The organism is Micromonospora sp. NPDC050795, assembly GCF_044456785.1.
Classification (GTDB): Bacteria; Actinomycetota; Actinomycetes; order Mycobacteriales; family Micromonosporaceae; genus Micromonospora.
This window is the reverse complement of sequence record NZ_JBITGE010000020.1, coordinates 28,748-54,169: the sequence shown is the minus strand read 5'-3', so window position 1 is coordinate 54,169 and position 25,422 is coordinate 28,748. Positions and strand designations below refer to the sequence as shown.

Here is a 25,422-nt window from a genome sequence, read left to right as displayed (position 1 = left end):
TTCACGTTGGGCCGGTGGCGGGTACCCACCGCCGCCGGCGCGCGACGGTGGGGGAGGGTCGTTGCTCGGCGCCGGTGGCATCCGAACGAGACGCGCGGTGCGTCTGGTCTTCGCGGTCAAACGCGGCTGGTATCAGCTCCGTTACCGACGGTTGACGCTCGGTCGAGACGTGGAGATCCGTGGCCGGATCCGGTTGCGGCGCGGTGTGCGGGTGACCATCGGTGACCGCACCCGGTTGAACAAGCTCGTCCGCTTCGCCGGCCCCGGCGAGGTACGCGTCGGCGCGGACTGTCTGCTCAACGCCACCTGGATCGGCACCTGGACGTCGGTGACGGTGGGGGACCGGTGCCTCCTGTCGGACTGCGAGCTGCTCGACAACGACTTCCACAACCTGCCCCCCGAGCAGCGGCACGCACCGCCCGGCCCGCTCACCCGTGCTCCGATCGTTCTCGAGGACAACGTCTGGGTCGGTGCGCACGCCCTGGTCCTGAAGGGCGTACGGGTCGGCCGGGACAGCGTCGTCGGCGCGGCGACCGTGGTCCGCACGGACGTACCGCCCGGCGTCGTGGTCGTCGGCAATCCTCAACAGACGGTGAAGAAGTTCCATGACTGATGCAGCGCCCGCCCCCTGGCCCACGGACGGCCCGTCCTCCGGCACCTCACGTGCCGTGACACTGACCGACCTGCTGCGGGTGCCAATGCACCGGTTGCGGTTGGTCGCGGCGGTCGCCATGGTCGGCCTGCTCGCCGCGCTCGGCTACGTGCTGCTGGTGCCAGCGGCGCTGTCCGCGAGCGCGGTGGTCGCGGTCCGGCCGGTCGTGACGGACGCCTTCACCCCCAGCGGCGCGGGCGCCGACCGCGCGGTCAACATGAACGTGGAGAGCGGCATCGCCACCGGCACCGAGGTGGTGCAGCGGCTCGCCGAATCGGCCGGCGGCGACCCGCGCGACATCCGTGACGCGCTCGAGGTCGAGGTCCCCACCGGTGGGCAGATCCTGCGCTTCACCTACCAGGCGCGCGAGGCACACCAGGCCGTGCAGAGCGCCAACAGGGCCGCCGAGGCGTACCTGAGCGTGCGCCGGACCATGTACGAGCAGCAGCGCGCCGAGATGCTGCGCTCCTACGACGCCAGCATCACCAAGGTCGCCGCCCAGCAGACCGCGTTGCAGAAACGGGCGAACACCGCCAAGGACACCGCCGCCGGTGACGCGCTGGTGGCCGAACTGGCCGGAATCAACAACCAGCTCACCCAGCTCAACGCCGCCCGTACCGAGATCGCCGCGGTCGACGTCAACCCCGGGTGGGTCACCCAGACCGCCGAGAAGGCGCTGGTCACCTCCGCCGGGCACCGGCCGCTCTACCTGGTCGCAGGCCTGCTCGGTGGCGCGCTGGTCGGCATCGTCCTGGCGTACCTCTGGGAGTCGACCGACCGGCGGGTCCGCTCGGTCGCCGACGGCCGGGAGGCCTCCGGCCTGCCGCTGCTCGGCACGGTGCGCCGGCCGGCGTTCCGGGGCAGCCCCCGGGCGGTCGACGCGGACATCCGGTACGTGGCGATGGCGGTCGCCGAGCGGGTCCGGCAGCCGGCCCGGGTGGCCCTGGTCACCGCCCGCGAGGACGCCACCCCGCTCACCGCCGGGCTCGCCGTGGCGCTCGCCGTCGACGGCCGGGAGGTCTTCGTCGCCGACGACAGCGGACGGATCGAGCGGCTACGGGCCACCGTCCTCGCCGACCGGGGGCGACTGCCCATCGACCCGTCCCGGCCGCTGGTGCCCAAGCCCCGGCCGGCCGGCAGCACACCGGCCGCCGGTGCCACCACGGAGAGCACGCCCGCCCGCCGGCCCTCCCCGCACCCGCCCGGCGCCCGCCCGTCCACCGACCCCGACGCCACCCTGACGCTGCCGAGGGTGGCGTCCGCCCGCCCGGAGAACAGTCGCGTCGTCACCCCCGACGAGGTTGTCGTGGGTATGGGCAGTGTTCGGTTCGGCACCTGGCGGCAGGGCGCGGACCACGGCCTGGTTCTGTTCAACGCCCCGCCGGCCGAGTCCGACGAGCGTGGCGTGGCCGTCGCCCGCCAGGGCAGCGCGGTGGTGGTCGTGGAGCGCGACCGCACCCGGCAGAGCGACCTGCGACGCCTGGTGGAGCGGCTGCGCGCCGCCGGGGTCACCCCGCTGGGCTTCGTGCTCACCCGAAACGGCCGGGCCTGAGCGTGTCGGTGACCCGCGCCCCGGCGACCGAACCACCACCCGGAGGCGCTCCGCAGGAGCCCGCGCCGGTGCCGCGATCCGCGCCGCCGCACCTGCCGCTCTGGCCGCTGTCGATGATGTTCGGCCTGGTGCCGCTCTGGTGGCTGCTCGGTGCGTTCTACCTCGGCTGGCCGCTGCTGGGCGCGCTGCTGCTCGCGTTGCTGCTGACCCGGGGGCGCGTGCCGCTGCCGCCGGCGGTCGGCATCTGGCTTCTCTTCCTCGCCATCGTGGTGGTCAGCGCCACCCAGTTGTCGTCGCCCGCCTCGCTGCTCACGTTCGCCCTGCGGCTGGCCTTCTACCTGACCGCGCTGGTGGTCGGCGTCTACGTCTACGCGGCCGCCCGGGAACGCGCCAACCTGGTGGCGGTGCTCACCCCGCTCTGCGCGTTCTGGTTCGGGCTGCTGGCGCTGGGCTGGCTCGGGGTGCTCGTGCCCCGGCTGGCCATGACGACCCCGATGGAGGTGCTGCTGCCCGGCGGGGTGGCCGGCACCCCGTTCATCCAGGACATGGTGCACCTCACCACGGCTGAATACAGCGCCCGATCGCTCAACCCGATCTATCGGCCGGCCGCGCCGTTCGCGTACACCAACAACTACGGCAGCGCGTACGCGATGACCCTGCCCTGCGTGGTGGCCTTTGCGATGCTGCACCGGCAGGGGCTGCTGCGCTGGGCGTTGCTGGCGTCGCTGCCGCTGTCGCTGGCGCCGGCCTTCCTCACCCTCAACCGGGCGATGTTCCTCAGCCTCGGCGCCGGGCTGGCGGTGCTCGGGGTACGGGCCAGCCTGCGCGGCAACGTCCGGGTGGCCGCCTCCATCGTCGGGGTCGTGGTGATCGGCGGGTTGGCCACCCTGTTCATCCCGATCACCGAGCTGATCAGCAGGCGGGTCGACTCCAGCGACACGAACGCCGACCGGCTCTCGCTCTACACCGAGGTGATCCGCCGGGTGCAGGAGTCGCCCTGGTTGGGTTACGGGGCTCCGGTGAACGTCGACACGGTGTCGGCGGCCGCGCCGATCGGCACCCAGGGGCAGTTGTGGATGGTGCTGTTCAGCCACGGCGTACCCGCGCTCATCTGTTTCCTGGCGTGGTTCGTCGCCGCGGCGGTGATCTGCGCGCGGGCGACGTCGGCGGCCGGGCAGTGGCTGGCGGTGGTGCCGGTGGTCTGCCTCGTGCAGGTGCCGTTCTACGGCATGGCGAACCAGAACCTGGCGGTCGCGTTCTTCGCTGTGGCCTTCGCGATGGCGCTGACCGAACGTGAACGGCTGACCCGGCTGGCCGGGTCGTCGCCGACGCCCGCGCGGACCACGCCGGTGCCCGCGTGACCGCCGCGACCCGACCGTCGGCCGGTGCCGACGAGGGCCAACCCACGTCCACCCCCGCCGAGGATCAGGCCGCGCCGTCGCCCGCCGAGGACACCGGCTCGGCCGAGACCCGCCGCAGCGCGCGCAGCGGCGTGGCCGGGCTGCTCGGCGCGGCCACCAGTGGCCTGTTCGGGTTCGTGCTGGCGGTCGTGATCACCCGCGGCTACGGCCCGGCCGGCGCGGGAGCGTTCTTCGCCGCGATCGGGGTCGTCACAGTGGCCACCGCGATCTGCACGCTCGGCGCGGAGACCGGTCTGATGTGGGCTCTGCCCCGACGCACCGCCGGCGTGCGCGGCGACGCCGCCCGGGTGCTCCCGGTGGCGCTGATCCCGCCGCTGTTGACCGGGCTGCTGGTCGCCGGCGTGGGCGTGCTGGCCGCCGACGCCCTCGCGCCCCGGCTGCTGCGCGGCTCCGGCGCGAGCGGCGATGCTCTGCTCACCGTCACGTTCGCCGCGGTGCCGGTGGTGGTCGCCATGACCCTGCTGCTGGCCACGCTGCGCTGCGTGCGGCCCATCCGGGCGTACGTCGGGGTGCAGTTCCTGCTGCTGCCGGTCGCCCGCCCGGTGCTGGTCGGCGCGGCCGCGTTGGCCGGTGGTGGCCTGCTCGCCGGCATGACCGGCTGGTTGGTGCCGGCGGCGTTGGCGTTGCTGGCCTGTCTCACCCTCGTCGCCGGCCCGCTCGGGCTGGGCCGGGGCGCGACGCTGCGTCCCCACCGCGCCGACTGGTCCACGTTCTGGCGCTTCGCGTTGCCCCGGGCTGCCTCGGCGGCCATCGACGCCGGCAGCATGTGGGTGGGCGTGCTGCTCACCTCGGTGCTGGCCGGGCCGGCGGACGCCGGTGTCTTCGGCGCCGTCGGCCGGTACGTGCTGGCCGGTCAACTGGCCATGCAGGGGCTGCGGGTGGCGGTGTCGCCGCAGCTGTCCCGGCTGCTCGGGCGGGGTGAGCGGGCCGCGGCGGCGGCCGTGCACCGGCAGTTGACCACCTGGGGGCTGGTGTTGTCCTGGCCGGTGTACCTGCTGCTGGCGGTCTTCGCGCTGGCCTTCCTCCAACTGTTCGGGCCGGAGTTCACCGCCGGTGTGCCGGCGATGACGGTGCTGGCGCTGGCGATGCTCGTCAACACCGGAGTGGGCAACGTGCAGAGCCTGCTCCTGATGGGCGGGCGCAGCGGGCTGCACCTGGTCGCCACCGTTGCCGGGTTGACGGTGACCGTCTCGCTGGGTCTCTGGCTGATTCCCCGCTACGGCGCGACGGGCGCGGCGGTGGCCTGGGCGGCCGGCATCGCCACCGAGAACCTCACCGCCGCCGGGTTCGCCCGGTCGGTGGTTCGGGAGCCGCTGTTCGACGCCGCGATGGTGCGTGCCGCGGCGGCCACGATCGCCGGTGTGGGCCTGGCCGCCGGGGCCGGCGTGCTGGTGGGCGGTCGCGGCCTGCCCGGCCTCGCGGTGGCGCTGGCGGTGCTGCTGACCGGCTGCGTCGGCATGTTGACGTTGCCCCGGGTGCGCGCCGGCATCCGGGGGACCATGAGGCAGATCCGTGGAGGGGACAACACGGCCGCGGCCGCCGAACCCACCTCGGCATCGACGAGAGGCAGGTGAGGTTCGTCGTGGTATCCATCCGTGACCGGGTCAAGCAGTTGGTCCCGACCCAGGTGACCACCCGGGTGAGGGAGTCGCTCGTCGACTACGGCGTTCGGACCAGCGACCGCCGGCCGCTGCCGGACTTCCTGATCATCGGGACCAAACGGGGTGGCACCACCTCCCTGTGGAACTACCTCATCCAGCACCCGTTGGTGCCCCGGCTCTTTCCCGCCTGGAACACCAAGTCAGCGCACTACTTGGAGGAGCACTGGGGCCGCGGCGAAGCCTGGTACCGCTCGCACTTCCCGACCGAGCGGCAGCGCGAGGCCCTGGCCAAGCGGCACGGCGGTCCGGTCCGGGTCGGTGAGGCCGCCCCGTTGTACATGTTCCACCCGCTCGCCGCGGAGCGGGTCTCCGCGCTGATGCCGTCGGTGAAGCTCATCGTGCTGCTGCGGGACCCGGTGGAGCGGGCGTACTCGCACTGGAAGGAACGCCGCACCCACGGCATCGAACCACTGGACTTCGCCGCCGCCCTCGCCGCCGAGCCGGAACGCACGGCGGGGGAGCGGGAGCGGTTGATCGCCGAGCCGGAGTCGTTCAGCGAGCCGTACGACTGGTACACGTACCGGGCCCGGGGGCGTTACCTGGAGCACCTGGAGCCGTGGCTGGAGCGCTTCGACTCCGGGCAGATCCTCTTCCTGCCCAGCGAGGACCTGTACCGCGACTCGCGGGCGACCTACCGACGGACCCTGGACTTCCTCGGTCTGCCGGCGTACGACCTGCCCAACTTCAAGGTCTACAACGATCGGCGCTCGGCACCGTTGGAGCCGAGCGTGCGCGCCGAGCTGACCGACTACTACCGGCCGTACAACGACGCGTTGCGGCAACGGCTCGGGCTGGACCTCGACTGGGCGGACCGGGCGGCGTGACGACAGGGGTGGGCCCGGCCACCGACCCGCGTTCGCGGGTGGACGGCCTGGGTTGGGTGAGCCGCGCGGTCTTCCCGGACGACCGGGTCGGCCTGACCGTGGCCGGTGACACGCCGGCCGGTCACCAGACGGTGGCGCGGTACGCGGTGGTGCCGTCCGTCGCCCGGGCCCGGTTCCTGGTGCCGTTGGGCGCCCCTCGGGCCGGGGCGGCGTCCCTGTTGGCGTACAACGCTCTGCGGCCACCGAAGGTGCGCGCGCTGCGGGCGGTGCTCGGCGGGCTGGCCCGGTTCGGTCGGGCGGGGCTCGCGCCGTTTCCCACCTTGACCGTCTCGGTGCCGGCCGGGGTGCCGGCGACGGAGCTGTTGCTGAGCGAGCGGCTCTCCGCCGACCTGGGTGACACGCCGCTGCTGGCCGCGTTCGGGGTCCGCCCACCCGATCCGAACGGCAAGCCCACCCTGCAACTCTTCAGTGCCGACGGGAGTCCGCGCGGCTACGCGAAGATCGGCTGGAACGACGCGACCCGCGCGCTGGTCAGCGCGGAGGCGGCGGCGCTGCGGGCGTTGCGCGAGGTGGCCGGCGTCGCCGATCATCCGACGCCGCCGCGGCTGCTCACCGAGACGTCGTGGGCGGGTCAGGTGGTCGCGGTGATCGAGCCGCTGCCCCCGGCGGTACGCGGGGTGCCGGTGGACGACCCGCCCCGGATCGCGGCGCTGCTCGCGGTCGCTCGGCGGGGCGGCCCGGCGGGTACACCTCGACCGCTGGCCGACTCGACCTTCCTGCGCCGGCTGGCCGATCAGGCCGGCCGGGCCGCCGCGACCGAGCCGGCCGGTGCGCGGGCGGTCGCCGCGGTCTCGGCGCTGGCCCGCCGGCATGGCGACACCAGCGTCGAGTTCGGTCACTGGCACGGTGACTGGGTGCCGTGGAACCTGGGCTGGCACGCCGGCCGGTTGGTCGCCTGGGACTGGGAGCACAGCGGGCCGGACGTGCCGGTCGGCTTCGACCTGGCGCACGACGCGTTCCAGCGGGCCCTCGTGCTGCGCGGGGAGCCGGCCGACGCCGCCGCCTCGGCTGTGGACGGACACCTGAGCCGGTACGGCGAGCGACTCGGCCTCGACGCCGCGCAGCGCCGGCTCGTCGCCGACACGTACCTGGTGGAGATGTGGTTGCGGACGTGGCGGCTGGCCGATGCGGGCGCGGGCTGGAACGCCGCCCTGCATCCCGCACTCTTGGACGTCATCGAGAAAAGACATAGCGGCTGATCTGGAGGAATCGCGGCGGCGACGGTGCGCCGCAGAGTGACGACATAAACGCAGGTGGTGATGACGATCGATGGACCTCGGACGTTCGGTGCACCGCACCGCCCGCTGTGGAGATCGTCGGCTCGGCCGGTCGCGCTATTCAACGACCGGGAATCGTGTGATCTGCTTCTGCCTGGCGTGAACTGAAATTCCAAGCGAACTTGTGGGGAGTCGCGTGGACACGAACAACGACGACAGTGGGGCACCGGTGCTGCTGCTGGTCGGCTCCAGCGGTGGCCATCTGGCCCAACTACTGGCCCTGCGGCCCTGGTACGAACAGTGGCGGCGCTGCTGGGTCACCTTCGACACCCCGGAGGCGGTGTCGCTGCTGGATGGCGAGGACCTGGTGCCGGCGCACCACCCGACCACCCGCAACGTGCCGAACCTGCTGCGCAACGCGCTGCTGGCCTGGCGGGTGCTGCGGGCCCGGCGGGTCGCCGCCGTGATCACCACAGGTGCCGGGGTGGCGGTGCCGTTCGTGGTGCTGGCCCGGCTGCGGCGCATCCCGACCGTCTACATCGAGGTGTACGACCGGATCGACACCCCGACGTTGACCGCTCGGCTCTGCCGGCCGTTCCTGTCCGCGATGCTCGTGCAGTGGGACGAGCAGCGCCGGCAGTACCCCGAGGCGACAGTCGTCGGGACGCTGCTGTGACCGGGGAGACGGGCACCGCCCGGCGTCCGCAACCCCGACCGGGCACCGAGGCGGCCCGCCTGCCGCGCCAGCGCGACAGCTCAGCGGTCGCCCAGCTCCGACTGCTGGTCGCGGTGGGCACCGACAAGCACCCCTTCGACCGGCTCGTCGACTGGTTGGCGCAGTGGCACGCGCAGGCTGCCGGCCCGATCGGGTTGACCATGCAGCACGGGCACACGGCCGCGCCCCAGCTCAGCGGCGCGGTGCCGTTCCTCGGCCACGACGCGTTGCAACAGGCGATGATCGACGCGGATCTGGTGGTCTGCCACGGTGGCCCGGCGACCATCCTGGAGGCCCGCCGGCACGGCCACCTGCCCATCGTGGTGCCCCGCGACCCGGCTCGCGGTGAGCACGTCGACAACCACCAGCTCCTCTTCGCCCGCCGGCTCGGCGCCGCCGGGCTGGTGGCGCTCTGCGAGACCCGGGAGGCCCTGCACGACGCGTTGGCCGCCGGGCTGGCCGACCCGTCCCGGTACGCGGTGGCCGCCGACCCGGAGGCACACGAGGCGCGACGGGCGGCGGTGGCCCGGGTCGGGCAGATCGTCGACGACCTGGTGGCCCGTTCGACCCCGCGCCCACCCCGGTGGCGGGCCTGGTCCCGGCCGCGCCCGGGTACGGAGGAGATTCGATGACCCAGCAGCCGACCGTCAGCGTCGTGGTGCCCACCCGGGACCGCCCCGAGCTGCTGCGGGCCGCGGTGCGCGCGATCCTGGCACAGGAGCACCCGGCCCTGATCGAGGTCGTCGTGGTGTTCGACCAGTCCGTGCCGGACGAGTCGCTGACCGAGCTGGGGAGCGGCCCGGCCCGCGTGGTGCGGGTGATCCGCAACGCCCGTACCCCCGGGTTGGCCGGTGCGCGCAACAGCGGCACCCTCGCCGCCGAGGGGGAGCTTGTCGCGTTCTGCGACGACGATGACGAGTGGCTGCCCGGCAAACTGGCCGCCCAGGTCGAGGCGCTGGCCGGCGACCCGGCGGCCGAGTTCGTCTGCTGCGGCATCCGGGTCACCTACGACGGGCACACCGTCGACCGGGTGCTCGACAAGGACCGGATCACCCTCGATGACCTGCTCCGCGATCGGATGACGGAGCTGCACCCGTCGACCTTCCTGATCCGCGCCACCGCCTTGCGCGACGGGTTCGGGCTGGTCGACGAGGAGATCCCGGGCAGCTACGCGGAGGACTACGAGTTCCTGCTGCGGGCCGCGCGCAGCGCGCCGCTGATCAACCTGCGGACGCCGTCGGTGCTGGTCCGCTGGCACAAGCGCTCGTACTTCGCGCAGCGGTGGGACACCATCTCCGAGGCGTTGCAGTGGTTGCTCCAGCGCTACCCGGAGTTCGCCACTCAACCGGCCGGCGAGGCCCGTGTCGCCGGGCAGATCGCGTTCGCCCAGGCCGCCTCCGGCGACCGCCGGGGCGCGCTGCGCTGGGCCCGGCGCACCCTGCGGAGCAACCCCCGCGAGCCGCGCGCCTACCTGGCCCTCGCCGTCGCAGGTCGGGTGGTCCGGGCCGACGCGGTGCTGCGCACCCTGCACAAGCGCGGTCGGGGGATCTGAGCCACCGTCGCGCGTCGCGCGTCGCGTCGCACTGGCGGGTGCAGAGCAAAGGCCGTCCGGTGGTTGCGTCGCGGGTTGTCACGGCGGCGGGTGCAGAGCACAGGATGTCCTGTTCAGCGGGCGGCGGCGTCCGCTGGGCGGGACGCCCCGGGGAGCGCGCCGCGTCGGTGGCCCGCCGTGACAGACTGACCGCTGTGTTGCGCTGGCTGACTGCAGGTGAATCGCACGGTCCCGCCCTCGTCGCGATGTTGGAGGGGGTGCCGGCCGGCATCGAGGTGACCACCACCGAGATCGCCGACGAACTGGCCCGTCGACGGCTGGGCTACGGGCGGGGTGCCCGGATGTCGTTCGAGCGGGACGAGGTCGAGCTGCTCGGCGGCCTGCGGCACGGCGTGACCCTGGGCAGCCCGGTGGCGATCCGGGTCGGCAACTCCGAGTGGCCGAAGTGGCAGACCGTGATGGCCGCCGACCCGGTCGACCCCGACGAGCTGGCCCGGCAGGCCCGCAACGCCCCGCTGACCCGCCCCCGGCCGGGCCACGCCGACCTGGCCGGCATGCAGAAGTACGGCCACACCGACGCCCGGCCGATCCTGGAGCGCGCCAGCGCACGGGAGACCGCCGCCCGGGTGGCTGTCGGCACGGTGGCCAAGGCGCTGATCCGTCAGGCGCTCGGCATCGAGATCGTCTCGCACGTCGTCGAGCTGGGCCCGGTGGCCGCGAAGCCTGGGCTGCGTCCCACGCCGTCCGACGCCGCGCGGATCGACGCCGACCCGCTGCGCTGCCTCGACCCGGAGGCCAGCGCCCTGATGGTCGCCGAGGTCGATGCCGCGAAGAAGGCGGCCGACACCCTCGGCGGCGTGGTCGAGGTGCTGGCGTACGGGGTGCCACCGGGGCTGGGCAGCCACGTGCAGTGGGACCGCAAGCTCGACGCCCGGCTGGCCACCGCGCTGATGTCCATTCAGGCGATCAAGGGTGTGGAGATCGGCGACGGCTGGCAGCAGGCCCGGTCCCGTGGCTCGGAGGCGCACGACGAGATCATCCCGTCGGCCGCCGGTGTCCGCCGGGTGACCGACCGGGCCGGCGGGCTGGAGGGTGGCATCACCACCGGCGAGCCGCTGCGGGTCCGCGCCGCGATGAAGCCGATCTCCTCGCTGAACCGGGCCCTCGCCACGGTGGATGTCACCACCGGTGAGCCGGCCACCGCGATCAACCAGCGTTCCGACGTCTGCGCGGTGCCCGCAGCGGCGGTGGTCGCCGAGGCGATGGTGGCGTTGGTGCTGGCCGAGGCGGCCACGGAGAAGTTCGGTGGAGACTCGATCGCCGAGATCCGCCGCAACCTGGCCGGGTACCTCGACGCGCTGGTCATCCGCTGATGGCACCGGTCGTCGTGCTGGTCGGTGCCCCCGGCTGCGGCAAGACCACTGTCGGCCGGGCGCTCGCCGCCACCCTCGGCGTGGAGTTCCGCGACACCGACATCGACATCGAGCAGATGGCCGGGAAGCCGATCCCGGAGATCTTCATCGACGAGGGTGAGACGCACTTCCGTACCTTGGAACGGGCCGCCGTGGCCGCGGCGCTCGCCGGCGGCACCGGGGTGCTCGCCCTCGGCGGCGGCGCGGTGCTGGCCGAGGAGACCCGGGCGGCCCTGATCGGTCACCGGGTGGTGCACCTCTCGGTCGAGTTGCCCGACGCGGTCAAGCGGGTCGGGCTCGGCGCCGGCCGGCCGCTGTTGGCGATCAACCCACGGGCCACCCTCAAGCACCTGTTGGACCAGCGCCGGCCGCTCTACGCCGAGGTCGCCACCGAGACGGTGGTCACCGACGGCCGGGCCCCGGCGCAGGTCGTCGCGGACGTAGCCGCCCTGCTCCCGCGCTGACGTCAGACCCCGCGCCCCCCGCCCCGCCCCCGCGCCCCCGTCCCTTGCGCCGATCTTGCACTTGCTGCGCTGACTTACGGGGCATTCACCGCATTTCGGCAACAGGAAGTGCAAGATCGGCGCGGGAGGGGCAGGGGGCAGGGTCAGGTTTGGGCTATCAGGTCGAGGACGTCGGACAGGGCCTTCGGCTCGCTGAGCATCGGCCAGTGCCCGGTGGGCAACTCGTGCAGCTGGCCGTCGGCCAGGCCGGTGAAGAACGGATGCCCCTGTTGGATCATCTGCCGCACCACGCTGAGCGGGAAGGTGCTGGCGACCAGCGCGGTCGGAACGGGGCGCCCGCCGGCGCGTCGGACCGGATCGGTGGCGGTCCGCAGCGGCTGCGGGGTGGCCCGAGTACGCAGCAGCGCGAGCGTCGGCTCGTCCAGGCCGGCCAGGTTCGTCGCGTCGGCGGCCGGGTCCCAGGCCGGCGGCGGCAGCAGGTGACCGGTGCCGATCGCTTCGCGTAGCCGCTGCTGCTCCTCCGGCGGCAGCGTGTCGAACTGTGCCGTGCCGTCCGGCAGCGGCCCACTCTCCACGTAGACGACCCGGGCGATCCGGTCCGGGATGCGGTCCACCGCCTGGGCGACCGGCATCCCACCGCCGGAGTGCCCGACCAGCAGTACGTCGTGCAGGTCCTCGACCTCGATCAGTCGGACGATGTCGGTGGTGTGCGTGTCCAGGCCGACCTCCGGCCCGGCGAGGTGGTCGCGTTCGGCCACCCCGGTCAGCGTCATCGGATAGACCTCGTGCCCCTGCGACCGCAGCGTGGCGGTCACGTCCCGCCACGCCCAGGCACCCAGCCAGAATCCCGGCACCAGCACGAATGTCGCCATCTGTGGCTCCTTCTCTCGGTTACCGACAGACCGTACGATCTATTCCGGACAGGATCCGCCCGGTTTGGAGGAACGGCCCGTGTCACATCCCGCGGGGCGGGTGCTGGCCCTGCTCGAACTGCTGCAGACCCGGCACCGGTCGACGGCCGCAGAACTCGCCGGCCACCTCGGGGTGGACGAGCGGACCGTGCGCCGGTACGCGACCACGCTCGTCGAGCTGGGCATTCCCGTCACCGCCGACCGGGGCCGCCACGGCGGCTACCGGCTGCACCCCGGTTACAAGCTGCCGCCGCTGATGCTCACCGACGACGAGGCGGTGGCCGTGCTGCTCGGCCTCGTCGTCGCCGAACGGGTCGGGCTCGCCACCGAGCAGCCCGCCACCGCGACCGCGCTGGCGAAGATCCGCCGGGTGCTGCCAGCCGCGCTCGCCGACCGGCTCGCCGCCGTCCAGGAGCACCTGGGCTTCACCCTGCGCCGCCCGGAGGCGGAGCGCGGGCCGGCGTCCGGCACCCTGCTCGCGCTGGCCTCGGCCGCCCGGCACCGGCAGCGGGTGGCGCTGGACTACCGCTCCTGGCGGGGCGAGCGCTCGCAGCGCGAGCTCGACCCGTACGGGCTCGTCTTCCACGCCGGCCGTTGGTACGTCACCGGCCACGACCACCGACGCGGGGAGATCCGGACCTTCCGACTGGACCGGATCGGCGCGGTGACGCCCGGCGTGGCGACGTTCACGGTGCCCGACGGCTTCGAGGCGGTGGCCTGGGTGACCCGGTCGCTGGCCGGCGTGCCGTACCGGCACGAGGTGGAGGTCGTGCTGGAGACCGACCTGGTCGCCGCCCGCCGCCGCATCCCGCCCAGCGTGGCCGAGTTAACCGCCACCACCGACGGGGTGTTGCTGCGGGCCCGAGCGGAAAGCCTGCCCGGGATGGCGGCGCTGCTCGCCGGGCTGGGTTGTCCGTTCACCGTGCGGCATCCGGACGCGCTACGCGCCGCGGTGGCCGAGCACGCCCGCCGGTTGGCGGACTGGGCCGCTCGGCCAGCAGGTGGACAGCCGCCCTCCCCGCGCCGCCCGCTGGACTAGGCTGCCGGCGATGGACGAGGTGACCCGAATTCCGGTCGGCGGCGAGCGGCCGTACGACGTCTTGGTGGGACGTGACCTGCTGGGTGCGCTGCCTGGCCTGCTGCCCGGCGCGACCCGGGTGGCGGTGTTGCACGCGCCTCCGCTCAAGGCCCTCGCGGACGCGCTCGGCGAACGGCTGCGCGCCGCCGGCGTCGAGCCACTGCCGATCGAGGTGCCCGACGCCGAGTCGGGGAAGCACATCGAGGTGGCCGCCGCCTGCTGGGACCGGCTCGGAGCGGCGGGCTTCACCCGTACCGACGCGGTCGTCGGGGTGGGCGGCGGCGCGGTGACCGACCTGGCCGGCTTCGTCGCGGCCTGCTGGTTGCGGGGTGTGCGCTGGGTGCCGGTGGCGACCTCGCTGCTGGGCATGGTGGATGCCGCGGTGGGCGGCAAGACGGGCATCAACACGGCCGCCGGCAAGAATCTGGTGGGCGCGTTCCACCCGCCGGTCGGGGTGCTGGCGGACCTGGCCACTCTGGACAGCCTGCCCGCGGTCGACCTGGCCGCCGGGTTGGCCGAGGTCGTCAAGTGCGGATTCATCGCCGACCCGACGATCCTGGATCTCATCGAGAACGACCCGGAGGCCGCCACCGACCCCCGTGGGCCGGTGAGCCGGGAGCTGATCGAGCGGGCCATCCGGGTCAAGGCCGACGTGGTCGCCGGCGACCTGCGCGAGTCGGGCCTGCGGGAGGTGCTCAACTACGGTCACACCCTGGCCCATGCCATCGAGCAGAACGAGGGTTACCGCTGGCGGCACGGCCACGCCGTCGCTGTCGGTCTGGTGTACGCGGCGACGCTGGCGCGGCTCGCCGGGCGGTTGGACGCGCCGACCGCCGACCGGCACCGGGTCACGCTGAGCGCGCTGGGCCTGCCGGTGAGCTACCCGGCCGATGCCTGGCCGAAGCTGCTACCCACGATGCGGGTGGACAAGAAGGCCCGGGGCAGTCGGCTGCGCTTCGTGGTGCTCGACGGGCTGGCCCGCCCGGCGATGTTGGAGGGCCCCGACGACGCGTTGCTGGAGGCTGCCTACCGGGAGGTGGCAACCCCGTGAAGGTCTACGTTCTGAACGGGCCGAACCTGGGCCGGCTGGGCACCCGCGAGCCCGACGTGTACGGCGCGACCAGCTACGCGGACCTGGTGGCGCTCTGCGAGAGCACGGGTCGGGAGCTGGGGCTGGCGGTGACGGTCCGGCAGACCGACGCGGAGCACGAGCTGCTCGGCTGGCTGCACGCGGCGGCCGACGAGGGCGCTGCGGTGGTGCTCAACCCGGCCGCCTGGTCGCACTACTCGTACGCGGTGCGGGACGCCTGCGCCATGCTGCGCGGGCCGCTGGTGGAGGTGCACATCTCCAACATCCACACCCGTGAGGAGTTCCGCCACCACTCGGTGGTCTCGGCGGTGGCGACCGGGGTGATCTGCGGTCTCGGTATCGACGGCTATCGTCTCGCTCTGCACCATCTGGCCACCCGCTGAGGGCCCACCGACTGAGCGCTCGGAACGGGGGGCCGTCCGATTCGACGCAGCTTGTAGACTTGCCAGGTCTGTCCGCCAATTGATGATCAAGGCAGGAAATGGCCTCCACCAACGACCTCAAAAACGGCCTGGTACTCAACCTTGACGGCGAGCTCTGGGCCGTCGTCGAGTTCCAGCACGTCAAGCCCGGTAAGGGTGGTGCCTTCGTGCGCACCACGCTGAAGAACGTGCTGTCCGGGAAGGTGGTCGACAAGACCTTCAACGCGGGCACCAAGGTCGAAACCGCGACCGTTGACAAGCGCACGATGCAGTACCTGTACGCCGACGGTGAGGACTTCGTCTTCATGGATCTGGAGACCTTCGACCAGATCACCGTGCCCGGTGGCACCGTCGGTGAGGCAGCCAACTACCTGCTGCCCGAGGCGGAGGCGACCGTCGCCCAGCACGAGGGTGTGCCGCTCTACATCGAGCTGCCCACCAGCGTCGTGCTGGAGGTCACCTACACCGAGCCCGGCCTGCAGGGCGACCGTTCGACCGGCGGCACCAAGCCGGCGACCGTGGAGACCGGCGCCACCGTGCCGGTTCCGCTGTTCATCACCACCGGCGAGAAGATCAAGGTCGACACCCGCGACGGCCGTTACCTCGGCCGCGCCTGATGGCTGAGGGTTCCAAGCAGCAGATGCCGGCGCGCCGCAAGGCGCGCAAGCGGGCGCTGGATGTCCTCTACGAGGCCGACCTCCGGGACAAGCCCCCGGTGGAGGTGCTCGCCGGCTACGTTCAGCGGATCGAGCAGCCCCGGCCGGAGCACCTCGGCTACGCGGTGGGTCTGGTCGAGGGGGTTGCCGAGCACCTCAACCGGATCGACGAGCTGATCGCCAGCTACGCCGAGGGTTGGACGCTGGAGCGGATGCCGGTCGTCGACCGTAATCTGGCCCGGATCGCCGTCTACGAGTTGCTCTACGTCGACGAGATCGACGACGCGGTGGCGATCAGCGAGGCTGTCGAGCTGGCTCGGCAGATGTCGACGGACGATTCGCCGCGCTTCCTCAACGGCGTGCTCGGCCGGATCGCCGAGTACGCCACCCGCTGAGCGTCCGCACCGGACACCGTTCATCGAAAGGGCCCGTGCCAGCCGGCACGGGCCCTTTCGGTGAAGCGGCAGATCAGGTGGAGCGGCAGATCAGGAGGCGAAGAACGCCCGGGGGTCGGCCACCAGCACGCCGTGCTCGGTGAGCCGCTCGATCAGCCCCGACGGTGAGGCGTCGTAGACGATCGCGAGCGCCCGCAGGTCGTCGGCGCGGATGGAGAGCACCCGGCCGTTGTAGTCGCCGCGCTGCTGCTGAATGGCGCGGGCGTAGCGGGCGACGTAGGCCAGGTCCTCGGAGGCCTCGTCGTAGAGCCGCTCCAGGTCCAGGACAATCTTGCTGGTGGGCTCGTGACGGACGCCACTGCCGTCAGGCAGCAACTCCGAGACGGGTACGCGGTAGAACTCGGCCAACTCGGCCAGACGGGACACCGTCACGGCCCGGTCGCCACGCTCGTAAGAGCCGACCACCACGGCCTTCCACCGCCCGTTCGACTTCTCCTCCACACCCTGCAGGGAGAGACCCTGCTGCTGGCGGATGGAGCGCAGGCGGGCGCCCAGAGACTTGGCGTATTCAGAGGGCATTCGGACACTCCCAGTGCTGCTCGGGGTTCTCCCGTCGATCGCTACGGAGCGTGACGGTACGGGGAATGCGACACGTGGTCAAGTGGTCGGGCCCCTACCGTTGCGGGGCGTCCGGGGAGTTTTCCCCTTTTCCGGTACCTGACCCGGTGGTCAGTGGCCGCCGGCCATCACCCCGGTGACCACTGGTAACGTGGCGGAAGCCCCGGTCCAGGTCCGCTGAGCGGTCCGGCCGGAGGTGCCCGACATCCTTTAACGACCCGTCCCGTGAGGCGGGGAAGGAGGTCCGCCGTGGCGTACCCATCGGCTGCCCGCTCGTCACCACCGCAACAACCCTCGGTGAAGGTGATCCTCGCCAGCGCCGACGTGCAACGCGTGGTCGACCGCATCGCCCACCAGATCCTGGAGAAGACCCAGGGCGCCGCCAACACGGTGCTGCTGGGGATTCCCACCCGGGGCACCCCCCTCGCTCGGCGGCTCGCCGACCGGATCAGCACCTTCGAGGACGTCGCCGTCGGAGTCGGTGTGCTCGACATCACCCTGTACCGCGACGACCTCCGTCGGCACGCCACCCGCGCGGTGGGTCCGACCGAGCTGCCCCCCAGCGGGATCGACGGCAAACGGGTCATCCTGGTCGACGACGTGCTCTTCTCCGGCCGTACCGTCCGGGCCGCGCTCGACGCGCTCAACGACGTGGGCCGCCCCGCCTCGGTCCAGCTTGCCGTCCTGGTCGACCGGGGCCACCGGGAGTTGCCGATCCGCGCCGACTACGTCGGCAAGAACATCCCGACCTCGCTCGCCGAGAGCGTCAAGGTGACGCTCGCCGAGATCGACGGGACGGACGAGGTCAAGCTGTACGGGGGAACTGCCTCATGATCAAGCACCTGCTCTCCGGCGGGGACCTGGACGCCGACACCGCCACCGAGATCCTGGACACCGCCGCCGAGATGGCCACCGTCGCCGGCCGGGAGATCAAGAAGCTTCCCGCGCTGCGCGGACGGACCGTGGTGAACCTCTTCTACGAGGACTCCACGCGTACCCGGATCTCCTTTGAGGCGGCGGCGAAGCGGCTCAGCGCCGACGTGATCAACTTTTCCGCGAAGGGGTCCAGCGTCACCAAGGGTGAGAGCCTGAAGGACACCGCGTTGACCCTGCAGGCCATGGGCGCGGACGCCGTCGTCGTCCGACACCCCGCCTCCGGCGCGCCACACCGCCTGGCCAACTGGGTGGACGGGTCGGTCGTCAACGCCGGCGACGGCACCCACGAGCACCCCACCCAGGCGCTGCTGGACGCGTACACCATGCGGGCCCGGTTGGGCCGGCTCGCCGGCCTGTCGGTCGCGGTGGTCGGGGACGTGCTGCACTCCCGGGTGGCCCGCTCCAACGTGCTGCTGCTCTCCACCCTCGGCGCCAAGGTCACCCTGGTCGGCCCGCCGACCCTCATCCCGGTCGACATCGCGGGCGCCCTCGCGCCCGGCACCGACGTCTCCTACGACCTCGACTCCGTCCTGCCGAACGTGGACGTGGTGATGATGCTGCGCGTGCAGCGGGAGCGGATGAACGACTCCTACTTCCCCTCCGCGCGCGAGTACGCCCGCCGCTACGGTCTGGACGGGCCCCGGATGCGCCGGCTGCCCGAGCACGCGATCGTCATGCACCCCGGCCCGATGAACCGGGGGATGGAGATCACCCCCGAGGTCGCCGACTCACCCCGCTCCACCATCGTCGAACAGGTCACCAACGGGGTCTCCGTGCGGATGGCTGTCCTTTACCTGCTGCTCGGAGGGAACAACCGGTGACCGCGTACCTGATCACCAGCGTGAGTGTCGTCGGCGCCGCGCCGACCGACCTGCTGATCCGCGACGGCGTGATCGCCGCTGTCGGCCCCGGCCTGACCGCGCCGGACGCCACAGTCGTCGACGGCAGCGGCCTGGTCGCCCTGCCCGGCCTCGTCGACCTGCACACCCACCTGCGCGAGCCCGGCCGGGAGGACGCCGAGACCGTCGAGTCCGGTTCCCGGGCGGCGGCGCTGGGCGGCTACACGGCGGTCTGCGCGATGGCCAACACCTCCCCGGTGGCGGACACCGCCGGCGTGGTCGAGCAGGTCTGGCGGCTCGGCCGCGAGGCCGGTCTGGTCGACGTGCAGCCGATCGGCGCGGTCACCGTCGGGCTGGCCGGCGAGCGACTGGCCGAGCTGGGCGCGATGGCCGACTCGGCGGCCCGGGTGCGGATCTTCTCCGACGACGGGCACTGCGTCGCCGACCCGAAGTTGATGCGCCGCGCACTGGAGTACGTCAAGGCGTTCGACGGGATCATCGCCCAGCACGCCGAGGAGCCCCGGCTCACCGAGGGCGCCCAGATGCACGAGGGTGAGGTCTCCACCCGGCTCGGCCTGATCGGCTGGCCGGCGGTCGCCGAGGAGGCGATCATCGCCCGGGACGTGCTGCTCGCCGAGCACGTGGGCAGCCGACTGCACGTCTGCCACGTCTCCACCGCCGGCAGCGTCGAGGTGCTGCGCCAGGCGAAGGCCCGCGGGGTACGCGTGACCGCCGAGGTGACCCCGCACCACCTGCTGCTCACCGACGAACGGGCGGAAAGCTACGACCCGGTCTACAAGGTGAACCCGCCGCTGCGCACCGCTGCGGACATCGCCGCGCTGCGCGCCGCCCTCGCCGACGGGGTGATCGACGTGATCGCCACCGACCACGCGCCGCATGCGGTGGAGGACAAGGAGTGCGAGTGGGCGTACGCCCGACCGGGGATGCTCGGTCTGGAGACGGCCCTCTCCATCGCGCTGGACGTGCTCGGCCCCGAGTGGGACCTGATCGCCGAGCGGATGTCGCGCACCCCCGCACGGATCGCCGGCCTCACCGGGCACGGCGTCGACCCCGCGCCGGGTGTGCCGGCCAATCTGACCCTGATCGACCCGGCCGCCCACCGCACCATCGATCCGGCGGAGCTGGCCAGTCGCAGTCGCAACACCCCGTACGCCCGCATGACGCTGCCAGGTCGCATCGTGGCGACCTTCCTGCGTGGCGAGCCGACGGTCCTGGACGGAAAGGCTGTCAAGTAATGGTCAAGCGCAGACCCGCGATTCTGGTGCTGGAGGACGGGCGTACGTTCCCCGGCGAGGCGTACGGCAGCGTCGGAGAGACCTTCGGCGAGGCGGTCTTCAACACCGGCATGACCGGTTACCAGGAGACCCTCACCGACCCGTCGTACCACCGTCAGGTGGTGGTGCAGACCGCGCCGCACATCGGCAACACCGGCGTCAACGGCGAGGACGACGAGTCCGGTCGGATCTGGGTGGCCGGCTACGTCGTGCGCGACCCGGCCCGGATCGGCTCGAACTGGCGGGCCACCGGTGGTCTCGAGGACCGTCTCGCCACCGAGGGTGTGGTGGGCATCAGTGGGGTGGACACCCGGGCGCTGACCCGGCACCTGCGCGAGCGGGGCGCCATGCGGGTGGGCATCTCCAGCATCGACAACGACCCGCAGAGCCTGCTGACCCGGGTGCGTCAGGCGCCGCAGATGGTCGGCGCGGACCTGTCCGCCGAGGTGAGCACCGCCGAGCCGTACGTCGTCGAGGCCCTGGGCGAGCACCGGTTCACGGTGGCCGCGCTGGACCTGGGCATCAAGCGCAACGTGCCGCGTCGGCTGGCCACCCGGGGGGTGACGACCCACGTGCTGCCGGCGTCGTCGAGCATCGACCAGATGCTCGCCACCGGCGCCGACGCGATATTCCTGTCGCCCGGTCCGGGCGACCCGGCGACCGCCGACGCCCCGGTGGCGCTGGCCCGGGAGGCGCTGCGGCGGGAGGTGCCGTTGTTCGGCATCTGCTTCGGTAGCCAGATCCTCGGTCGGGCGCTCGGCTTCGGCACCTACAAGCTGGGCTACGGCCACCGGGGGATCAACCAGCCGGTGCTCGACCGGGTCACCGGCAAGGTCGAGGTGACCAGCCACAACCACGGCTTCGCCGTCCAGGTGCCCGGCGTCGGCGTCGGCGCCGTCGTTCCCGACCAGGTGATCGACACCGACTTCGGCGGCGTTCAGGTGTCCCATGTCTGCCTCAATGACAACGTGGTCGAGGGGCTGCGGGCGATCGACGTGCCCGCGTTCACGGTGCAGTACCACCCGGAGGCGGCGGCCGGCCCGCACGACGCCGACTACCTCTTCGACCGTTTCGCCGACTTGATCGAAGGTCGGAACCACAGCAAGGGGCGCAGCAATGCCTAAGCGGACCGATCTCCAACACATCCTCGTGATCGGCTCCGGGCCGATCGTCATCGGGCAGGCCTGCGAGTTCGACTACTCCGGCACCCAGGCGTGCCGGGTGCTGCGCAGCGAGGGGATCCGGGTCAGCCTGGTCAACTCCAACCCGGCGACGATCATGACGGACCCGGAGTTCGCCGACGCCACGTACGTCGAGCCGATCACCCCGGAGTTCGTCGAGCTGGTCATCGCCAAGGAGCGCCCGGACGCGATCCTCGCGACCCTCGGCGGGCAGACCGCGCTGAACACGGCCGTCGCCCTGCACGAGGCCGGCGTCCTGGAGAAGTACGGCGTGGAACTGATCGGCGCGAACATCGACGCCATCAACCGGGGCGAGGACCGGCAGCTGTTCAAGGAGATCGTCGCGAAGGCCGGCGTCCGGCTGGGCGTCGACGACCCGACCGCCCTGGTGCCCCGCTCGCGGGTCTGCCACTCGATGGACGAGGTCGAGGCGACCGTCGCCGAGCTGGGCCTGCCGGTGGTGATCCGGCCGTCGTTCACCATGGGCGGCCTGGGTTCCGGCATGGCGCACACCCCGGAGGACCTGGCGCGCATCGCCGGCGACGGCCTGTCCGCCAGCCCGGTGCACGAGGTGCTCATCGAGGAGAGCGTGCTCGGCTGGAAGGAGTACGAGCTCGAACTGATGCGCGACCGGCACGACAACGTGGTGGTGGTCTGCTCGATCGAGAACATCGACCCGATGGGCGTGCACACCGGCGACAGCGTCACAGTGGCCCCGGCCATGACGCTCACCGACCGGGAGTACCAGCACCTTCGTGACCTGGGCATCGCCGTGCTGCGCGAGGTCGGGGTGGACACCGGCGGCTGCAACATCCAGTTCGCGGTCAACCCGGTCGACGGCCGGATCGTCGTCATCGAGATGAACCCCCGGGTGTCGCGGTCCTCGGCGCTGGCCTCCAAGGCGACCGGTTTCCCGATCGCGAAGATCGCCGCGAAGCTGGCCATCGGCTACACCCTCGACGAGATCCCCAACGACATCACCCTGAAGACCCCGGCGGCGTTCGAGCCGACCCTGGACTACGTGGTGGTGAAGATCCCCCGGTTCGCGTTCGAGAAGTTCCCCGGCGCGGACCCGGAGTTGACCACCACGATGAAGTCGGTGGGCGAGGCGATGAGCCTCGGACGCAACTTCACCGAGGCGCTGAACAAGGCGATGCGCTCGATGGAAACCAAGTCGGCCGGTTTCTGGAGTGTGCCGGACCCTGCCGGCGTCACCCTGGCCGACACCCTCGCGGCGCTGCGGATCCCGCACGACGGCCGGCTCTACACGGTGGAGCGGGCGCTGCGGCTCGGGGCGTCGATCGCCGAGGTGGCCGAGGCGTCCGGCGGGATCGACCCATGGTTCCTGGACCAGATCGCCGCGCTGATCGAGCTGCGCGCCGAGATCGTCGACGCGCCGGTGCTCGACGCCGACCTGCTGCGTCGTGCCAAGCGGGCCGGCCTGTCCGACCGGCAGCTCGCCGCGCTGCGCCCGGAGCTGGCCGCCGAGGACGGCGTGCGGACCCTGCGCCACCGCCTGGACGTGCGCCCGGTCTACAAGACCGTGGACACCTGCGCGGCCGAGTTCGAGGCGACCACGCCGTACCACTACTCGACGTACGACCTGGAGACCGAGGTCGTGCCGTCGGACCGGCCGAAGGTGCTGATCCTGGGCTCCGGCCCGAACCGGATCGGTCAGGGCATCGAGTTCGACTACTCCTGCGTTCACGCCGTCCAGGCTCTGCGGTCGGCCGGTTACGAGACGGTCATGGTCAACTGCAACCCGGAGACGGTCTCCACCGACTACGACACCGCCGACCGGCTCTACTTCGAGCCGTTGACCTTCGAGGACGTCCTGGAGGTCTGGCACGCCGAGGACTCCACCGGCCGGGCGGCCGGCGGGCCGGGCGTGGTCGGGGTGGTCGTCCAGCTCGGCGGGCAGACCCCGCTGGGGCTGGCGCAGCGGCTCAAGAACGCCGGTGTGCCGATTGTCGGCACCTCCCCGGAGTCGATCCACCTGGCCGAGGAGCGCGGCGCGTTCGGCGCGGTGCTGGCCCGAGCCGGCCTGCGCGCGCCGGCGCACGGCATGGCCACCTCGTACGACGAGGCCAAGACGATCGCCGACGAGATCGGCTACCCGGTGCTGGTCCGGCCGTCGTACGTGCTGGGCGGGCGGGGCATGGAGATCGTCTACGACGACCCGACGCTGCGCGACTACATCGGCCGGGCCACCGACATCTCCCCGGACCACCCGGTGCTGGTGGACAGGTTCCTCGACGACGCCATCGAGATCGACGTGGACGCGCTGTGCGACGCCGACGGCGAGGTCTACATCGGCGGCGTGATGGAGCACATCGAGGAGGCGGGCATCCACTCCGGCGACTCGTCCTGCGCGCTCCCGCCGATCACCCTCGCGGGCTCGCACCTGGCCGAGGTCCGCCGCTACACCGAGGCCATCGCGCGTGGCGTCGGGGTCCGTGGCCTGCTCAACGTGCAGTACGCCCTCAAGGACGACGTGCTGTACGTGCTGGAGGCCAACCCGCGCGCGTCGCGGACCGTCCCGTTCGTCTCCAAGGCGACGGCGGTGCCGCTGGCCAAGGCGGCGGCCCGGATCGCGCTCGGTGCGAGCATCGGCGACCTGCGCGCCGAGGGCCTGCTGCCGGCGACGGGGGACGGGGGCACGATGCCGGCCGACGCGCCGGTGGCGGTCAAGGAGGCGGTGCTGCCGTTCAAGCGTTTCCGGACCCGCGCGGGCAAGGGGATCGACTCGCTGCTCGGGCCGGAGATGAAGTCGACCGGCGAGGTGATGGGCATCGACACCAACTTCGGGCACGCCTTCGCCAAGAGCCAGTCGGCCGCGTACGGGTCCCTGCCGACCGCTGGGAAGATCTTCGTCTCGGTGGCCAACCGGGACAAGCGCGGCATGATCTTTCCGATCAAGCGGCTGGCCGATCTGGGCTTCGAGATCGTCGCCACCGCCGGCACGGCCGAGGTGCTGCGCCGGCACGGCATCGCCTGTGAGCAGATCCGTAAGCACTACCAGGCCGGTGCGGGCGACGACGCGGTGTCGCTGATCGGCGGCGGCCACGTGGCGCTGGTGATCAACACGCCGCAGGGCTCGGGCGCCAGCGCCCGCTCCGACGGGTACGAGATCCGCAGCGCGGCCGTCACGGCGGACATCCCGTGCATCACCACGGTTCCCGGCGCCGCCGCGGCGGTGATGGGCATCGAGGCGCGGATCCGCGGCGACATGCAGGTCCGCCCCCTGCAGGACCTGCACGCCACCCTGCGGGCGGCCCAGTGACACTGTTCGAGCAGGTCGTACGCCCTGGGTTGTTCCGGATCGGCGGCGGGGACGCCGAGGCGGCGCACGAGTGGACGCTGCGGCGGTTGGCGGCCCTGTCGCGGCGGCCGGCCGCGCTCGCCGCGTTGCGGGCCCGCTACGCGGTCGACGCGCCGCGCACCGTGTTCGGGGTGCGGTTCCCCAACCCGGTCGGGTTGGCCGCCGGGATGGACAAGGACGGCGCGGCGCTTCCGGCCTGGCCGGCGCTCGGCTTCGGCTTCGTGGAGGTCGGCACGGTCACCGCGCACGCCCAACCGGGCAACCCCCGGCCGCGGCTGTTCCGGCTGCCGGCCAGCGAGGCGGTGGTCAACCGGATGGGCTTCAACAACGCCGGGGCCGCCGCGCTGGCCGCCCGGTTGGCGGCGCTGCCGCGCCCGCTCGGGGTGCCGCTGGGCATCTCGCTGGGCAAGTCCAAGGTGACAGCGCTGGACGAGGCGGTCGAGGACTACCTCGCCTCGTACCGGGCGCTGCGCGGGCACGGTGACTACTTCGCGGTGAACGTGTCCTCACCGAACACCCCAGGTCTGCGGTCGTTGCAGGACCGTGCCCACCTGGACGCGCTGCTCGGCGCGTTGGTGGGGGAGAAGCCGGTGCTGGTCAAGATCGCCCCAGACCTGACCGAGGCGGCGATCGCCGAGCTGTTGGAGGTCTGCGTGGCCCGGGGCGCCGCCGGGGTGATCGCCACCAACACCACGCTGTCCCGGGACGGGCTGGCCGACGTCGACGTCGAGCGTGGCGGGCAGGCCGGCGGCCTCTCCGGTCGGCCGCTCACCGGGCGGGCCCGCGACGTGGTCGCCTTCGTCCACTCCGAGACTGGCGGTCGGCTGCCGATCGTCGGCGTCGGGGGTGTGCTGGACCCGGACGACGCGGCGCGGATGTTCGACGCGGGCGCCGACCTGGTGCAGCTCTACACCGGTTTCATCTACCGCGGACCGGCCCTGGTCCGCGCCGCCGCCCGCACGGCGGCCGCAACGGCGGCACCGGAAGCGGTCGCCGGCCGGTGACCGCCCCCGGTGCGGTGCCGGCCCGGCGCTTCGGGGTGCCGGGCCCGCTCCGCGTCGAGGAGCACACGCCCGCTGTTGCCCCTTTGCTCTGCACCCCAGGGTGCACCACCCGGAGCGCGACACCCGGCCGCCGGGTGGCGGACGT

The 25,422-nt window shown here is 72.5% G+C and carries 24 protein-coding genes; 22 read left to right on the top strand and 2 right to left on the bottom strand.

What is annotated here, in order from left to right; translation table 11 throughout:
- Positions 1 to 97: 97 nt before the first annotated feature.
- From ACIBEF_RS19005 to ACIBEF_RS18955, 11 genes are all read left to right on the top strand, one after another.
- Positions 98 to 613 carry a DapH/DapD/GlmU-related protein gene (locus ACIBEF_RS19005; RefSeq protein WP_355009213.1) on the top strand — a complete coding sequence of 172 codons (516 nt, stop codon included), beginning with the start codon at positions 98 to 100 and terminating at the stop codon, positions 611 to 613.
- A complete protein-coding gene (locus ACIBEF_RS19000) occupies positions 606 to 2,204 on the top strand; it encodes a lipopolysaccharide biosynthesis protein (protein ID WP_396794541.1) in 1,599 nt (532 codons plus the stop codon). Before ACIBEF_RS19005 ends, ACIBEF_RS19000 begins: the two co-directional genes overlap by 8 nt.
- 68 nt (positions 2,205 to 2,272) lie before the next feature.
- Positions 2,273 to 3,565 (top strand): O-antigen ligase family protein, encoded by a 1,293-nt coding sequence (locus ACIBEF_RS18995; protein ID WP_396794539.1) that lies wholly within the window; start codon positions 2,273 to 2,275, stop codon positions 3,563 to 3,565.
- Positions 3,562 to 5,199 (top strand): lipopolysaccharide biosynthesis protein, encoded by a 1,638-nt coding sequence (locus tag ACIBEF_RS18990; RefSeq protein WP_396794538.1) that lies wholly within the window; start codon positions 3,562 to 3,564, stop codon positions 5,197 to 5,199. The genes ACIBEF_RS18995 and ACIBEF_RS18990 overlap by 4 nt, the downstream gene beginning before the upstream one ends.
- A gap of 8 nt (positions 5,200 to 5,207) precedes the next feature.
- Complete coding sequence (locus tag ACIBEF_RS18985; protein WP_396794591.1) at positions 5,208 to 6,110, top strand: sulfotransferase domain-containing protein; 903 nt, start codon at positions 5,208 to 5,210, stop codon at positions 6,108 to 6,110.
- Positions 6,107 to 7,369, top strand: a complete 1,263-nt coding sequence (locus tag ACIBEF_RS18980) for a hypothetical protein (protein WP_396794536.1) — start codon at positions 6,107 to 6,109, stop codon at positions 7,367 to 7,369. Before ACIBEF_RS18985 ends, ACIBEF_RS18980 begins: the two co-directional genes overlap by 4 nt.
- Before the next feature lie 214 nt (positions 7,370 to 7,583).
- Positions 7,584 to 8,063 carry a UDP-N-acetylglucosamine--LPS N-acetylglucosamine transferase gene (locus tag ACIBEF_RS18975; RefSeq protein WP_396794534.1) on the top strand — a complete coding sequence of 160 codons (480 nt, stop codon included), beginning with the start codon at positions 7,584 to 7,586 and terminating at the stop codon, positions 8,061 to 8,063.
- Positions 8,060 to 8,734 (top strand): glycosyltransferase, encoded by a 675-nt coding sequence (locus ACIBEF_RS18970; protein ID WP_396794533.1) that lies wholly within the window; start codon positions 8,060 to 8,062, stop codon positions 8,732 to 8,734. Before ACIBEF_RS18975 ends, ACIBEF_RS18970 begins: the two co-directional genes overlap by 4 nt.
- The gene (locus tag ACIBEF_RS18965; protein ID WP_396794532.1) at positions 8,731 to 9,654 is read left to right on the top strand and encodes a glycosyltransferase family 2 protein; all 924 of its coding nucleotides are present in this window, start codon (positions 8,731 to 8,733) and stop codon (positions 9,652 to 9,654) included. Before ACIBEF_RS18970 ends, ACIBEF_RS18965 begins: the two co-directional genes overlap by 4 nt.
- Before the next feature lie 194 nt (positions 9,655 to 9,848).
- Complete coding sequence (gene aroC / locus ACIBEF_RS18960; RefSeq protein WP_396794589.1) at positions 9,849 to 11,027, top strand: chorismate synthase; 1,179 nt, start codon at positions 9,849 to 9,851, stop codon at positions 11,025 to 11,027.
- A complete protein-coding gene (locus ACIBEF_RS18955) occupies positions 11,027 to 11,530 on the top strand; it encodes a shikimate kinase (RefSeq protein ID WP_396794531.1) in 504 nt (167 codons plus the stop codon). The genes aroC and ACIBEF_RS18955 overlap by 1 nt, the downstream gene beginning before the upstream one ends.
- 143 nt (positions 11,531 to 11,673) lie before the next feature.
- Here the strand turns inward: ACIBEF_RS18955 and ACIBEF_RS18950 are convergent, their stop codons facing one another.
- Positions 11,674 to 12,402, bottom strand: a complete 729-nt coding sequence (locus tag ACIBEF_RS18950; RefSeq protein ID WP_396794529.1) for an alpha/beta fold hydrolase — start codon at positions 12,400 to 12,402, stop codon at positions 11,674 to 11,676.
- A 79-nt stretch (positions 12,403 to 12,481) separates the two neighbouring features.
- On the opposite strand from ACIBEF_RS18950, the gene ACIBEF_RS18945 reads away from it, so the two are divergent.
- The 5 genes from ACIBEF_RS18945 (at position 12,482) to nusB (ending at position 16,082) form a co-directional block, all read left to right on the top strand.
- Positions 12,482 to 13,480, top strand: coding sequence for a YafY family protein (locus tag ACIBEF_RS18945; RefSeq protein ID WP_357196201.1), 999 nt, complete (start codon positions 12,482 to 12,484; stop codon positions 13,478 to 13,480).
- A 10-nt stretch (positions 13,481 to 13,490) separates the two neighbouring features.
- Positions 13,491 to 14,570, top strand: a complete 1,080-nt coding sequence (aroB, locus tag ACIBEF_RS18940; RefSeq protein ID WP_396794528.1) for a 3-dehydroquinate synthase — start codon at positions 13,491 to 13,493, stop codon at positions 14,568 to 14,570.
- Positions 14,567 to 14,992 carry a type II 3-dehydroquinate dehydratase gene (gene aroQ / locus ACIBEF_RS18935; RefSeq protein WP_396794527.1) on the top strand — a complete coding sequence of 142 codons (426 nt, stop codon included), beginning with the start codon at positions 14,567 to 14,569 and terminating at the stop codon, positions 14,990 to 14,992. Before aroB ends, aroQ begins: the two co-directional genes overlap by 4 nt.
- Before the next feature lie 98 nt (positions 14,993 to 15,090).
- Complete coding sequence (gene efp / locus ACIBEF_RS18930) at positions 15,091 to 15,648, top strand: elongation factor P (protein ID WP_007458344.1); 558 nt, start codon at positions 15,091 to 15,093, stop codon at positions 15,646 to 15,648.
- 23 nt (positions 15,649 to 15,671) lie between these two features.
- The gene (gene nusB / locus ACIBEF_RS18925; RefSeq protein ID WP_184188983.1) at positions 15,672 to 16,082 is read left to right on the top strand and encodes a transcription antitermination factor NusB; all 411 of its coding nucleotides are present in this window, start codon (positions 15,672 to 15,674) and stop codon (positions 16,080 to 16,082) included.
- Between the two features lie 90 nt (positions 16,083 to 16,172).
- Here the strand turns inward: nusB and ACIBEF_RS18920 are convergent, their stop codons facing one another.
- Positions 16,173 to 16,661: a transcriptional regulator gene (locus tag ACIBEF_RS18920; RefSeq protein WP_007458348.1), complete on the bottom strand. Its 489-nt coding sequence runs from the start codon at positions 16,659 to 16,661 to the stop codon at positions 16,173 to 16,175.
- Positions 16,662 to 16,949: 288 nt separating this feature from the next.
- On the opposite strand from ACIBEF_RS18920, the gene pyrR reads away from it, so the two are divergent.
- Genes pyrR through ACIBEF_RS18890 form a run of 6 tightly spaced genes read left to right on the top strand, consistent with a single transcriptional unit; the run spans position 16,950 to position 25,277 of the window.
- Entirely contained in the window at positions 16,950 to 17,534 is a 585-nt protein-coding gene (pyrR, locus tag ACIBEF_RS18915; protein WP_396794526.1) for a bifunctional pyr operon transcriptional regulator/uracil phosphoribosyltransferase PyrR, read from the top strand.
- Entirely contained in the window at positions 17,531 to 18,457 is a 927-nt protein-coding gene (locus ACIBEF_RS18910) for an aspartate carbamoyltransferase catalytic subunit (RefSeq protein WP_030335650.1), read from the top strand. The genes pyrR and ACIBEF_RS18910 overlap by 4 nt, the downstream gene beginning before the upstream one ends.
- Positions 18,454 to 19,731 carry a dihydroorotase gene (locus tag ACIBEF_RS18905; protein ID WP_396794525.1) on the top strand — a complete coding sequence of 426 codons (1,278 nt, stop codon included), beginning with the start codon at positions 18,454 to 18,456 and terminating at the stop codon, positions 19,729 to 19,731. The genes ACIBEF_RS18910 and ACIBEF_RS18905 overlap by 4 nt, the downstream gene beginning before the upstream one ends.
- The gene (gene carA, locus ACIBEF_RS18900; protein WP_396794524.1) at positions 19,731 to 20,894 is read left to right on the top strand and encodes a glutamine-hydrolyzing carbamoyl-phosphate synthase small subunit; all 1,164 of its coding nucleotides are present in this window, start codon (positions 19,731 to 19,733) and stop codon (positions 20,892 to 20,894) included. Before ACIBEF_RS18905 ends, carA begins: the two co-directional genes overlap by 1 nt.
- On the top strand, positions 20,887 to 24,234 hold the full coding sequence (carB, locus tag ACIBEF_RS18895; protein ID WP_396794523.1) for a carbamoyl-phosphate synthase large subunit: 3,348 nt from the start codon (positions 20,887 to 20,889) through the stop codon (positions 24,232 to 24,234). Before carA ends, carB begins: the two co-directional genes overlap by 8 nt.
- On the top strand, positions 24,231 to 25,277 hold the full coding sequence (locus ACIBEF_RS18890; RefSeq protein ID WP_396794522.1) for a quinone-dependent dihydroorotate dehydrogenase: 1,047 nt from the start codon (positions 24,231 to 24,233) through the stop codon (positions 25,275 to 25,277). The genes carB and ACIBEF_RS18890 overlap by 4 nt, the downstream gene beginning before the upstream one ends.
- The last annotated feature ends 145 nt before the right edge of the window (positions 25,278 to 25,422 follow it).

What these genes read in the sequence shown, in the direction of transcription:
- ACIBEF_RS19000 (WP_396794541.1), top strand. Translation starts at nt 606, where the DNA reads ATGACTGATGCAGCGCCCGCCCCCTGGCCCACGGACGGCCCGTCCTCC.
- ACIBEF_RS18965 (WP_396794532.1), top strand. Translation starts at nt 8,731, where the DNA reads ATGACCCAGCAGCCGACCGTCAGCGTCGTGGTGCCCACCCGGGACCGC.
- ACIBEF_RS18955 (WP_396794531.1), top strand. Translation starts at nt 11,027, where the DNA reads ATGGCACCGGTCGTCGTGCTGGTCGGTGCCCCCGGCTGCGGCAAGACC.
- ACIBEF_RS18950 (WP_396794529.1), bottom strand. Translation starts at nt 12,402, where the DNA reads ATGGCGACATTCGTGCTGGTGCCGGGATTCTGGCTGGGTGCCTGGGCG.
- aroB (WP_396794528.1), top strand. Translation starts at nt 13,491, where the DNA reads ATGGACGAGGTGACCCGAATTCCGGTCGGCGGCGAGCGGCCGTACGAC.
- efp (WP_007458344.1), top strand. Translation starts at nt 15,091, where the DNA reads ATGGCCTCCACCAACGACCTCAAAAACGGCCTGGTACTCAACCTTGAC.
- nusB (WP_184188983.1), top strand. Translation starts at nt 15,672, where the DNA reads ATGCCGGCGCGCCGCAAGGCGCGCAAGCGGGCGCTGGATGTCCTCTAC.
- ACIBEF_RS18920 (WP_007458348.1), bottom strand. Translation starts at nt 16,661, where the DNA reads ATGCCCTCTGAATACGCCAAGTCTCTGGGCGCCCGCCTGCGCTCCATC.
- ACIBEF_RS18910 (WP_030335650.1), top strand. Translation starts at nt 17,531, where the DNA reads ATGATCAAGCACCTGCTCTCCGGCGGGGACCTGGACGCCGACACCGCC.
- carA (WP_396794524.1), top strand. Translation starts at nt 19,731, where the DNA reads ATGGTCAAGCGCAGACCCGCGATTCTGGTGCTGGAGGACGGGCGTACG.
- carB (WP_396794523.1), top strand. Translation starts at nt 20,887, where the DNA reads ATGCCTAAGCGGACCGATCTCCAACACATCCTCGTGATCGGCTCCGGG.